Source organism: cyanobacterium endosymbiont of Rhopalodia gibberula, from assembly GCF_003574135.1.
Classification (GTDB): domain Bacteria; phylum Cyanobacteriota; class Cyanobacteriia; order Cyanobacteriales; family Microcystaceae; genus Rippkaea.
Map to the genome: position 1 here is coordinate 10558 of NZ_AP018341.1, position 13064 is coordinate 23621.

At 31.9% G+C, this 13064-nt stretch carries 6 protein-coding genes and 1 tRNA gene; 2 read left to right on the forward strand and 5 right to left on the reverse strand.

Annotation, left to right across the window (positions count from 1 at the left end; genetic code table 11):
- Positions 1-865: 865 nt before the first annotated feature.
- Positions 866-2497, reverse strand: a complete 1632-nt coding sequence (locus RGRSB_RS00035; protein ID WP_119259277.1) for a Ppx/GppA phosphatase family protein — start codon at positions 2495-2497, stop codon at positions 866-868.
- Positions 2498-4015: 1518 nt separating this feature from the next.
- Between RGRSB_RS00035 and RGRSB_RS00040 the strand changes: the two genes are divergently transcribed.
- On the forward strand, positions 4016-4891 hold the full coding sequence (locus RGRSB_RS00040; protein WP_119259278.1) for a 4-hydroxybenzoate solanesyltransferase: 876 nt from the start codon (positions 4016-4018) through the stop codon (positions 4889-4891).
- 1433 nt (positions 4892-6324) lie between these two features.
- On the opposite strand, the gene RGRSB_RS00045 is transcribed toward RGRSB_RS00040, so the two are convergent.
- From RGRSB_RS00045 to rsfS, 4 genes are all read right to left on the reverse strand, one after another.
- A tRNA-Met gene (locus RGRSB_RS00045) sits at positions 6325-6398 on the reverse strand.
- Between the two features lie 60 nt (positions 6399-6458).
- Positions 6459-7412 carry an asparaginase gene (locus RGRSB_RS00050; RefSeq protein ID WP_119259279.1) on the reverse strand — a complete coding sequence of 318 codons (954 nt, stop codon included), beginning with the start codon at positions 7410-7412 and terminating at the stop codon, positions 6459-6461.
- 49 nt (positions 7413-7461) lie between these two features.
- Positions 7462-7962: a CGLD27 family protein gene (locus RGRSB_RS00055; protein WP_119259280.1), complete on the reverse strand. Its 501-nt coding sequence runs from the start codon at positions 7960-7962 to the stop codon at positions 7462-7464.
- A gap of 26 nt (positions 7963-7988) precedes the next feature.
- Complete coding sequence (gene rsfS / locus RGRSB_RS00060) at positions 7989-8402, reverse strand: ribosome silencing factor (protein ID WP_119259281.1); 414 nt, start codon at positions 8400-8402, stop codon at positions 7989-7991.
- Between the two features lie 1122 nt (positions 8403-9524).
- Between rsfS and RGRSB_RS00065 the strand changes: the two genes are divergently transcribed.
- Positions 9525-11123 (forward strand): S8 family serine peptidase, encoded by a 1599-nt coding sequence (locus RGRSB_RS00065; protein ID WP_119259282.1) that lies wholly within the window; start codon positions 9525-9527, stop codon positions 11121-11123.
- The last annotated feature ends 1941 nt before the right edge of the window (positions 11124-13064 follow it).

Sequence of the window (13064 nt, forward strand, 5' to 3'; positions counted from 1 at the left end):
ACTAGCAAATACTTTCTATTAATTTCTAAAAATTTTTTTTTACTAAAAAACTATCCATCATTATCTTTTATTGATAAATAAGACTTTTTTAATATAACTTTATGTCTTTAGTCAAATATTCATTAATTAAATTCAGTTATTTTGTATTCTTCATTGAAATTTCATTCCATAAAGCCTCTTCCGAGACGTATGAACATTTATAGTCCTGACTTGTCAAGACAGTTAGTAATTTGGAATTTTAAACTATTAGTTTTAATATTTCTCTATGTTCATAGAACATACATATTTACTCTATGATTTGGGATATTTTACACAGTTGTTTTAAAAGAAACTAATTTTTAATCATTTTTTATTTAAAATACTTTCTTATTCTACAATCTTATATATAAGATTATAGAATAAGAAAGTATTAGCTTTTTTGAGTAATTACACCCTCTATAGTTTTCAACTTTATTTGAACATAATTTTTGTTTATATAACAAGATATTCTCTATGCTAATCTATATTTGCTATGTGCTGGTCTTAATTTTAATTTCTAGACTAATTTTATGATTATTTTATTAGTTAATAAACGTCTATATCCTAAATCTTTTTAAAAGAGAATGCTATTTTCTTAACCTTACATAGTTTCTACTTTTTAAAAACTAATTTTTATCATAATTAAACCAAGATGTAAACCTAAAGATATTTTTTATATGTCGTTTTATATAAATTATTTTTTTCTTATTATAAGTAAGTTTTTACAACTGCACCTAGTGTCATCAGTTAGTTCTAAGATGTAACTATTAGAACTTTTCAATAGGAATAATTCAGGGACCATTATCTTAGTAACGGTTACAAGTTAATTGTCTCGAACTTAGTTTTACTAACAAATAGAAATTTGGTTTAATATAGCAACAACTTTAACTCCAAATTCATTCTCAAAAACTAGTTTATTATAGTCTAAATTCCATAGTTCTAAGGCACAGTCATCATTAGAGTCGGTAGGAATTAAATATAAATAAAGCTTTTCATTCTCTTTATCATACTTACATTCAACAGTTTTAATAACTCCTATTTGCCTACTATTGAGAGCAACAGCTAAGCGTAAAATTGTACTTAGTTGTTTAACTATTTTTCGATAAGTATCCGGCAACTTACTATAGGGCTCATGTTTTTTCTTAGGGATACTTTTACGATGATAACGAGCCAAATTTGCAATAGTTTCTAATTCAAGTTCTGTAAACCCTAATAATTCTGCATTACGAATTAAATAATAAGAATGTTTATGATAAGCTGAATGACTAACATATAAACCACATTTGTGTAAAATAGTTGCTGCCCAAAGTAACTCCCATTCTTCTGTTCCCCAATTGTGAAGAATTCCTTTTAATTGCTCAAATAAACTTTGAGCAAATTGTGCTACTCTTTCACTATATTTTATGTTGACTTGATACTTTTGAGCGATTTGATAAACACTACGATGACGTACTTTTCCTTGATAACACAATCGATCTTCAATTAACTTGTGAGTTAACATCCAATCAACAATCATCCCTTCGCGTAATGCCCGTTCACAAACGGTAATATTATCCAATGTCAGCATGGCCATTGCTTCTACCAGAATTACTCCACCTGCCACAATAATTTCGGCACGTTTATCTGACATGCCTGAAATCTTCAACCGTTCTTCATAAGTCATTGAAGCAAACTTTTTTACCAAATCTTTAACCTCTTTACGTCCCATTCGATAACCTTGAAGAGGATTAGGAACTTCTCCTAACTTTTGTAATGCATTAATAGTCATTAGGGTTTCGATAGTTCCGGAAGTTCCCACAAGTTGGGGCTGTTCATTGTCACCTAGTTGACAACGTAATTCATTAATCGGACGTTCAAGCATTCCCCGCACATAAGCTCGTAAATTAGCAAATTCTATTTCACCGACAGGATCAGTAGTGATTAATTCTTCTGTGAGTCGCACCGCTCCAACTTTGGTACTGCTGAGAAAACGGGGTTCATGAACGTCAGCAAGGATAATTTCTGTTGAACCCCCTCCAATGTCAATAATGACATGAGGTCGGTCTTGAAAATCCATACCTGACAAGACTCCTAAATAGATACGACGCGCTTCTTCATAGCCAGAAATTAAGTCAACCTGAATACCAACTTCTAATAAGACTCGTTGAATAAAATCTTGTCCATTAGGAGCTTCTCTAGTAGCACTGGTAGCAATGGCGACAATATGATCCACTTTCAGACTAGTGGCTAAGTCTTTACAGCGTTTTAGAGATGCGATTGCCCGTTCTATAGCTTCTGTGGTTAACTTTCTAGTTTTTGCCTCCCGTTCCCCTAGCCGTACTGTATCTTTTTTTCGGTTTATAATTGTGAAGGTGAGCAAAGTTTTATCAATTTCTACTACCACCATATGGATTGAGTTTGTGCCAATATCAATGGCTGCTAATAAACAAGTATTACAGCGGTCACTATTAGTATGGTTAAAATTAAGGGATGTTGTCATAGACTCAATTTCTCGATTCTATTAATAGAATAAGTCCTTTGGGCAATTTATTAAACTATTTTTTTCAATCAATCAAAATCAAGTAACATAAGCATTGCCTAAATATTTATGTAAACGAGAAAAAATTGATAGTTTATAATTCGCTCATTATTGTAATAATTATATTTTTAAAAAAAGTTAGGAGTATTGATAATTTACAATCAGTAGTAGAGATCAAAAATACAACCGTACATATTAACATGTTATTTTAATTAAATAGATTTGGAATTATGAGATAAATGAAATCTTTTCTAATCTAAAAGTAGAGAACATATTAAATTTTTTAAGAAATAAATTACTCAGCTTAACAATAGAAGTATTAGAGATGTTAAAAACAGGACTTGACATTTTATAAATTTATAAACCTTGATCATGGCAATAAGTAAATCACTTACATCATATCAAATATTCAATAATCATTGAATATTTGATATGGAAAATTTTAGAAAAATTAAGTATGTGTTATGTAACATATACTTAATTTATTTTTTTTAGATAAAGATTCTACTTTTTTTAAAAAATCGATGTTTACTATTTTTAAATAAATCACTAAATAAAGATTATGGTCTAATAGTTAAAAAATTCTTCAAAAGAAGATAAGTTTCCAAAAAAAAAAAATTAAATAGTGAAGCCACAAATATTTTTATTAAAAACAAATAAATGATAATTATAAAAATTAATTTATTTATTAAATACAGATAATCAATTTGTAATTTTAAATTAATGTTAAATATGTAAACATAACTATAAATTTATAATAAATATACCCAAAATATAGTTTGGTAAATCAAAGTAAACTATATAAAAAAAGTATATATATTTATTATTCACTACTTCAGTAGTGAATAATAAATACCATTTGCTTAGATAAATTAATGCTCAATTAAATAATAAAAAAAATAATACGAGATACTAAATAGCTTTTAGATAAAAGTAAAAAAACTGAATCATATAAATAATTGTAAATAATTTTTTTATTGTATTAAATTTATGAAAAATTTAAATCTATACTTTTTTACAAAATACAGAGAAAATTCTGCCTAAATAAATAGAATAATCTAGTAATAGATTGTAGCTTATTAAAACAAAAACTTTAAATTTTAATAAAAAAAGATTAGTCAAAAGGAAATAAAATAAGATATTTATCTAGCTTAAACTCAGAGACATTAAATTAAATATACGAAATTAAGTGTAAATTTTTACTTTTTTTAAAAAAAATTGCTTATATCAAACTAGTAACAAAAATATTTAATGTAATAAAGCGGACAAATAAGAAAGTAAACTTCAAAAAGAGGTATTAAATACTAGCAACAAAAAAAGAGTTAAAGAGAACTATTTTCTTCCTACTTTCGTATTCCTTGGTACTAAGTTTATATTTTAGATCTGAACTGTTAAATAATTTTTTAAAATATCTTTTACTGGTTTTATGGTAGCTTCTGTGATAGAAAAATTATAAATAATTTAGTCTAAATTTATTTTATGGTTACTCCTTCTAAATCAACTTCCGAACCTACTTGGCTAACGATTATTCGACTCCTGCGGTGGAATAAACCTGCTGGAAGGCTTATTTTAATGATTCCTGCGTTATGGGCAGTTACTTTAGCATCTAGTGGGACTCCTCCTTTACCATTAGTGATAATAATTATTTTAGGAACCTTAGCCACCAGTGCGGGAGGTTGTGTTATTAATGATTTGTGGGACAGAAATATTGATTCTCAAGTAAAAAGAACTTCTACCCGTCCTTTGGCGGAAAAGTCTTTATCCGTAAAAGTAGGTATTATTGTTGCTTTTATCGCTTTAGGATGCGCATTGATTTTAGCTTTTTATCTTAATAACTTAAGTTTTTGGCTCTGTGTTGCTGCTTTTCCTGTAATTGTTTGTTATCCTCTAGCTAAGAGGGTTTTTCCTTTTCCTCAATTAGTTTTATCGTTAGCTTGGGGTTTTGCTGTTTTAATCAGTTGGACGGCAGTGACATCTCGGTTAGAACTTTCTACTTGGATATTATGGGGAACAACGGTATTTTGGACATTGGGATTTGATACAGTTTATGCAATGTCGGATCAGGAAGATGATAAAAAAATAGGAGTTAATTCTAGCGCTTTATTTTTTGGTTCTCGTGCTGCTGATGCTGTAGGAATATTCTTTGCAATAAGTGTTGGTTTATTATCCTATTTAGGAATAGTTTTAAAACTTAAAATTGGATTTTGGATCACTGTAGTTATTGTTATGGTAGGTTGGACAATTCAGTATTTTCACCTCCGTTCAACAGATATCCCTAAATCTGTCTATGAAGAGATTTTTCGTCAGAATGTTATATTAGGTTTTTTATTATTGGTAGGGATGGTGTTTGGTTAATCTTTTGTTTTAAATTTGTTACAAACATCGATTTTCTCTAATTCTTTCAGTTTTATAAGATAAAAATATCCTCCTTAATCGTCTTTGTTATTAATCCACTGTAAATATCTGTCAAACGAGCTTCAAAAATTAGTTAATAGTACTGTTAAAATCTTCTTTAGTTTCTTCAATAATTTGTCCTTAACTGTTTATCCTGAAGTCTGTAATACAAATAGCCTAGTGTTCTCCATCCTTTACCACTTTAATAATTGTGATTAACTCTCTTTTTAGGAAAATCTTCTCAATTACTATCTGTTCAAGATATCATTTTCTTAAAAATATATAAATTTATTATATATTCTTCATAATTGTTTTGATGCGGAGTTTATTTCCTATCCCACAATAATCCAGATTCTGTCCTAATAAACTTCTCGGTGGTTTGGAACAACTGGAATAGGGTTTATTGAGTATGAATATCTGTCCTTTTCAATCTAAATCCTCAAGTAATGGCCATTCATAGGAATACATCATGCTACTTAAGCATATAACATCCATAAAATCCAACAGCAAAAAAGCTAACTAATTAGCCATTTTTTCAATCCGTAATCTTTCTTGATAGAGCTAAAGTAAACAACTCAGATATAGCTCAGGTCCTAGGATAATATTAGGAATTATCAAATAAAATGAAAAAGATAAAATCAGTCAAAGCTATAAATTTGATAATCTCAATCGAGATTGCTATCGTAAACCCAACTCAAGAAAAAACTATTAACCAAACTTCAACACAACAAAAACGATAAGTTTTTTTAAAAAAAGGTAATTTTAATTTTCAAATCTTCAATACGATAGGTTTTGGGATTTTATTATTAAGCCCAAAACTTCTAATTTCCAAAGGTCGGCTAGTAATTTTTGAGCTTTCAAACAAATATTTTAGATTTCTCTAAATTCGTAGAATTTATCATATTTATCAGCTTTTTTTAAAAAAAATAGAAAGATTGACTACAATAAAAGCCAAATTTTGGGTAGCTTTTGTTTGTTTAGAAAGTTTAAGACTATATTTCTAAATACTGTTTGAGAGAATAATTTTTGGTGATTAGTCAACAAAAGTGAACCGCTCTTACTTTTTGCTTTAACAAGACCAACAAGAGTTTTGAGAAAGTGACAATATTCTAAACAAATATTAGAAGAAACAATCTGATTTTCAGAGATTTTTAACTAATTGTAAAGACGTTAATCAACGCTATCTTAACTATTAGTTTCTCTAAATCGTCAAAGCCTCTAAAAGCTCTGTCCATTATATTAGCTCTCCACCTGAATTCCCAAACTTTACCAAGCCCAGAAGAATCAGTGGCAGACTTAACCCTAACAATCATTAATCTACACGCAGTCTGACACCATCACCCAATAAGGGTTTGCACTAAACTAACACAGAGTCAACAGGGATTCTTTCTAAATGGCGGGAGGCGGATTTGAACCACCGACCTTCGGGTTATGAGCCCGACGAGCTACCAGACTGCTCTATCCCGCGCCGCTTTTACTAGTATAGCAAAAACTATAAGTTTATTGCAAGTTATTTTACTAAATACTTTCAAATCATAGATAATTCCCCAATGACTTCAAGGCGTTTGTAGTTACTAAGGTTCATAAATTTTTCGGCTAAGGTTTCGGCTACACTAGGAGTTATCCAACCTATATTTCGCAACACATGAAGAGCTGTGGCGTATTTAGCTCGTTTAGAGCCATCCATTACTTTAATTGCTAATCCTATTCCCTCTCCCACACGACCAACACATTGAATGCCTTCAGCCCCAGATTTACTGACGAGTTCTCCTTCAGTTAGACGCATCAATTCTGTATCGAAGGCTCCCACCCCAGCTACCATTGTCGGGTAGTAAGTCATTGCTCGGACAATTCTTTCTAAGTCTAGGTTATTCCCCGATGCTAACTGAGCATATAAATGAGCCATTTGACTAAGCTTCATAGAGTAGGTTGGAGCTCCACAATCATCATGAGCACTAATCAATTCTGCTCCTGGCATGGCTAACAACTCACCAATCTTGTCTAGGATTAAGTGTTGTACAGGGGAAGATTTTTCTAGATAGGTATTAAGAGGCCAGTTGCGTTGTTGACAAATAGCTAACATTGCAGCGTGTTTTCCCGAACAATTATGCTGTAAAGGACTTCTACATCCTACAGGAATCGGGCATTGCAATGCACTAGGGTCAATATCAGCCCGCCAGAGTACATTGAAAACCTGTCGTGCCTGTTCAACCGTCCCTTGATGAGAGCTACAAATAACTGCTAAGTCTTTATCATTAAGCTCATAGCGTTCTAGGGTTCCAGTGGTAACTACAGCTATGGACTGGAAGGGTTTTAGAGCTGAACGGACAAAGGCAGTAGTTTCAGAATTTCCGGCGACTAATAAGAGTCTTCCACGAGCATCACAGACCGTTGCTTCAACTTGATGAGCTGACTCAACAATGCCTTCCCGTAATAAATGAACTTCTAATTTAGGAGTATGGGTGCGTGTTCCTCTGGTCATTCGATTCTAAAGTTTATGATTGTGGGTTGGTATAGGATGTGTTGAAATATTATTGAGACAGCCACATCATGATATCACCAATGACAATACCTCCAACAATCACTTCTGTACGAATTAGACGTTGTAAAATTGGATCCACTTGGTAGGACACAATCAGACGATCACGAGTTAATACTTCTGGAGGTTTAGTCCAAGTTTGTCCGTCATACCACCCTGACTCTTCATAAAAAATTGTCGGTTTTCTCAGGCGATCACCCACATAACACCAACCTAATCCCAATTGTATGATTACGAAAGTAACCACTAACCCTGCTCCTAGGTTATTGCATAGGATAAACAAAAAAGGGGATTTTTGGGGAGGAAAACTGGCTGCAGTAATGGGACTAGTTAATATCCATCCAATTAGTCCTACATAAATAAATTTTCGCCAATAGAGTCTAGTTTCTAGAGTTGCCCATCGAAAAAACCACGATTTTTTTAAGTCTTCGTATTCGTTAACAGGTTGTTGCTCGGTAGGAACGGGGCAGATTTTTATGGGCAATTCCCTCATGATAATTATAGCTGTATAGCTTGTAATTAGGATAATTCAATACGTTCAGCATGACCCCAGAACGCTTCCAAGTTATAAAATTCTCGTTCTTCAGGTAAAAGAATATGAACGATCACGTTCCCATAATCTTGTAGTATCCAAGTTCCTTGTCGTTTTCCTTCAACACGTAAGGGAGATTGTCTACAAGTCTGATTGACTTTTTCCTCGATCGCATCAGCAATTGCTTTGACTTGAGTAGTAGAAAATCCAGTAGTAAGAATAAAGTAGTCACTTAAGTAAGAAATTTCTGTGACTTTCAAAATAACAATATCATCGGCTTTGCGGTCATCAGCTGCCTGGACAATCGCCCAGATAAGAGTTTGGGTTTTTGGTTCAGTTGAATTATCTGTCACCGTTAAGGTCAAGGTATTTTCTGAGGGAGATAGCTCGTAATTTATCATTAAGCGTTAATTTATCTTAGACATCCAATGATTTATGGTTTAAACCAGGTTAAAGCGTTAATTATTCTTGGTAACTGCAGTAAACTCTATTCTAGTTTGAAGCAATGCCCAACTGCGAGTTAAAATAGCTCTTAGATAAAGATCTAACTGATAGCCATCTAAGTTAAGTTTTTAAGGAAAAATTACAGGTTCGCTGCACGCTTCCATAAAATTCACGTTCACTGAATACAATGCATGGTCCTGATCCTAGCGTACTTTTCTGATTGTATTCTAATGCATTAGCTAAATAATAGGATAGGATTCATATCTGAAGACTGCCTAGAGTAGAATTACTTAATAGCTGTCAATATCTTTTTGATATTTTACCCCAAATTGTTCTCTGGCTTTGAAAGTTTAACCTATTTTTGATCAATCCATCCCTGATTCATAGTAAATCTCAAAAAGCATGATCTAAATAATAGATAATCAAGTTGATAGACTATCAACTTGATTATTAAAAATAACAACTTTTATAAAAAAAGTATAAATATTGTCAAAATTTACATTGATTTTAAAACTAAACAGTGTCTAAGTAGATGAACTTAAATCAGTCTAAAGTAGAAACCAAATTAAATGAAAAAGATCACTGAATACCAGCATTACCATCTTTTTAAGACGGAAAAAACAGAAATATTTTGTTTAAATCTATCAAGAATAGAAAATCTTAAAAGAGAATAGAGTTACATTTAATATTTTAGACATTTATTTAGAGTTTTTTGTCTGTCATAGTTTTTATCTTTCTTTTGTAACATCAATTTTTCTAAGCTAATTAACACCATGGTCTATTATAAGAATTTAATTCGCTCTCAATATACTAATATTTCAGGTTAGACTTAAAAAAATAGAAGATTTTACTTTCATTCCACAAGTAAACACAGAACAAATGATCTGGTTAAGTTACAGTTTGAGAGATAAATTTAGAAAAAATTGCCTCTATGTTAATCAATTAACTATGATAATGCTTTAACCATAGATCTTGTTCTTCATTGACCACTCTAAAAAAGAATTTTTATTTATTAAGTCTACCCAGACTTTAGAACTCTCATTAATATAAGTGATAGCAGTAACATAGATTCACAATAGATGAAAAAGAGTATTGCATGGTTGGTAGGGAGTTTAAGTGTCTTGGAAATCATGACCCCCATTAGGGCCCTAGAAAACTCTATAGGCGAAGCAGGAATTAATGCTGAAAAGTTACACAAAGACCCTTACAATCTGACGGGACGTAAAATTGCCATCGGCCAAGTGGAAATTGGCCGACCTGGGCAATTTGGATTTGATAAGATTGCTGCCTGGAATCCAAAAATAAATCTAGCAGGAGTCTATTTTCGTAACAATTTTGTTAAACCTAACAGCAATTTAGACAACCATGCGGCAATGGTGGCAACAATGATGGTAAGTCAAGATAAACGAGTACCTGGAGTTGCTCCAAAGGCTAGACTGTACGCCTCAGCTGTTGGTGAGCTCAAACGAGGAGGACAACCCGAAGAGTGTTTAGCCAGTCAACACGTAGCCCAGCAAAATGGTGATGATGTTCGGGCGATTAATTTTAGTTTTGGGGAATCTTTACAACGAGATCCTAGAGAAAATGCTAGGCTTGATGGCAATGCTTTGTTGACTCAATGTATTGATTGGTCTGCAAGGGTTCATGACGTTCTTTATGTGATTGCTGGCAATCAAGGGGAGGGGGGCATTCCTATTCCGACAGATCATTACAATGGAATTACCACTGCTTATACGACTAAACAAAAAGGAAAGTTTACTAAAGTTGACTTTGCGAATTTAAGCGCGCTTCCGATAGGGATTGGTCGGCGTTTGATTAGGCGCGAAATTAATACAGGATTAAGGCGAGCAGTGAGTTTAGTCGCCCCAGGGAATAAAATTATCCTATATGATCTGTCGGGAAAAATTAATGAGGTCAGTGGGACAAGTTTTGCTGCCCCTCATATTACGGCCTCGGTAGCTTTGCTCCAGGAATTTGGTGATCGCCAACTACGAGAAAAACAAGCTAATTGGAGTTTAGACTCTCGTCGCCATCAAGTTATGAAAGCTGTCTTGCTTAATTCTGCTGATAAAATACAAGACCACGGCGATGGTTTATTACTAGGGATGGTTCGCACAGTTTTAAATAAAAAAAATCAAAACTGGTTAAAATCTGATGCCTATCACGACCCAAAGACCCCTTTAGATATAGAGATGGGAACAGGACATTTGAATACCTTTCGGGCTTATCAACAATTTAGTGCGGGTCAATGGAAACCTAATGGGGCAGTTTCTTCTCTAGGTTGGAATTATGATACAATCACCTATAATAAACATCATGACTATGTAATAGAAACCCCATTAAGCCACGGAAGTTATGTTGCTATTACACTTGTTTGGGACCGCCATGTTGAGTTAAATGATACTAATAGAAATAAGCGATACAATTTAGGCGAAACATTCCGTGATCGCGGCTTAAATAATTTAGATTTATATTTGATGCCGGCAACTGGCAAAAATGTTTCTCAAAGTGTCTGTTCTTCTATTAGTAAAGTAGACAACATTGAACATATTTTCTGTCAAGTTCCTAACACTGGACTATACAAAGTTCGAGTTCAGTATCCTCAACCTCTTAATCAATACAAACAACCTTATGGGTTAGCTTGGTGGACGGCTTCTTTGAGGTCCCTTCCACAGTGACCCTTCTTGAGAAAGTTAAAGCGTAATCGCTAGGTCCTCACAGTAAAAATCTATTTTACTGTTAAGTTGACTCCGAAAATACAGGAGAGTCTGAGACCGTCCTTTTTCCTCAAAACTGTTCGAGTTTATATTCTCTGTCTATCAGGAGATAAATCTTAACTTTAGATTAGTTTAACTATAAAGCTGAGAACTCTATCCCTAAATAATCCACAATTCGATTTCATCAACTTCAATACCATTTAATGGTATGTCATTTCAAATACATAATCATTTTGCTGATTCATTCATACAAGTTGAATACTCAGAGCAAGAGACTCCTCATTCTTAATAATCGATGCTTTTTTACCAAAGAGGTTTATTGGCTAACGTTAGTCGTTTGACCGCTATAATGTCAGGTCCATATTCAGTATCTTCCTTCAAATGTTTTATCTTAATTTTGATCTCTCAATAGTCACCAAACGCCTCAATTCATAGGAGTTTTCCGCACTCTTTGAGTACTAATCCAGAGATTGATCTATTGAAATCAGTGCTTTATCAATCCGTGACAGTTATTAAGCTCATTATCATCGCAGATTCTTGCTTTTGATTTGATTAAGATAAAAATCTGAAATTTCCACACTAAATTTACAGATATACTGATTCTTTGAAAGACTTTAACTCTAAGTAGTTAGACGTAAATAAACAGAATAATCTTATTACATTTTATAAGTTTAAAAGTAATTGCTGATCAAGAAGATTACTCAAAAAAATACTTAAAGTTCTAAGTAGTTAAATTTAATATATTATAGTGATCAGCAATTATAAGAGAAATCTATTTAGAATGTTTAGATAAGTAAAAAAATGAACAAACGTAGTAGAAAAGTAAAAGGTTAAATAAATGTAGTTTATAAAAAAAAAATACAATTTTTTTCCCTTGTTTTAATACAATTTAAACTAGAGTACTTGTACGTATTGAGTAGTTGTCAAGAATGACTGCTGTATATCTTTCTTTAAGATGTTCTACTTTTTTGAGTTTTTTATCTGTGATATATGAACCAATTATTTTCTATTTATAGCCACTTTTTTAAAAGTTTACAAATTATTGTAGGATCTAATTTTACTTTTATTTATGATTTTTAAAATTATAGATGGTTACTAACTATAATAAGTTCTTTATTCAATCTAAGTTTTTTTCTCCTACTCTTTAGAAAAAAACACAAATAATTCTTCTGTTTCCTAAATAATCTATCAAAAAATCATTTTTTTATTAAATCTTCTGATAGGTTCACTAAAAATAAATTTTTTAACTTTCCATTTTTTTGTATTTCAACATAAAATTTTTACTCTTGTTTTCGTTTTGGAGAAAATTTTATATCTTGAGTTAACTTTGATTATTCCTGCCCTTCTACTTATGTAAACTAAATTATTAGATAGGCTGGCATTCAATGATCGCTTTTTTCAACTAATTTTCCATTTTAAATTTATTTATACTTATCTATTTATGCTCATCCATTTATACACTTTCTTAATAGTTCTTTATATAGTGTTGTCTATTTATGTCTGACTTAACTGTAGGATAGATACGCTCTCTCTTTTTACCACTATCATCAACAATTAATTACTCCCTAAAATTTTTCTTGACGATATCTATGTAGGACAAGAAAATATAGACTTGCCATCATATCTCATAACTATATAGCAACTAATAGAAAAAATTTTATGATTTCTTGTTAAAGAGAATGTCAATGAAAATAGTGCTCCTGATGGAGTAATTAGTACTTCAAACACTATTGACTGGTGAAGAAAATAATCTAGCTATTGTCAGTGTCAGTCAGGTATTATCTCTTGACTGACACTGATACTGACACTGACAATTCACAATTTAGGTTGATAGACTTTAACATTTTAATCTGTTGGAGATTCTTAAACCCTAATTATGGATAGTGGTAAAGACTAAGTAAA

What these genes read in the sequence shown, in the direction of transcription:
- rsfS (WP_119259281.1), bottom strand. Translation starts at nt 8,402, where the DNA reads ATGATAAATTACGAGCTATCTCCCTCAGAAAATACCTTGACCTTAACG.
- RGRSB_RS00065 (WP_119259282.1), top strand. Translation starts at nt 9,525, where the DNA reads ATGAAAAAGAGTATTGCATGGTTGGTAGGGAGTTTAAGTGTCTTGGAA.
- RGRSB_RS00035 (WP_119259277.1), bottom strand. Translation starts at nt 2,497, where the DNA reads ATGACAACATCCCTTAATTTTAACCATACTAATAGTGACCGCTGTAAT.
- RGRSB_RS00040 (WP_119259278.1), top strand. Translation starts at nt 4,016, where the DNA reads ATGGTTACTCCTTCTAAATCAACTTCCGAACCTACTTGGCTAACGATT.
- RGRSB_RS00050 (WP_119259279.1), bottom strand. Translation starts at nt 7,412, where the DNA reads ATGACCAGAGGAACACGCACCCATACTCCTAAATTAGAAGTTCATTTA.
- RGRSB_RS00055 (WP_119259280.1), bottom strand. Translation starts at nt 7,962, where the DNA reads ATGAGGGAATTGCCCATAAAAATCTGCCCCGTTCCTACCGAGCAACAA.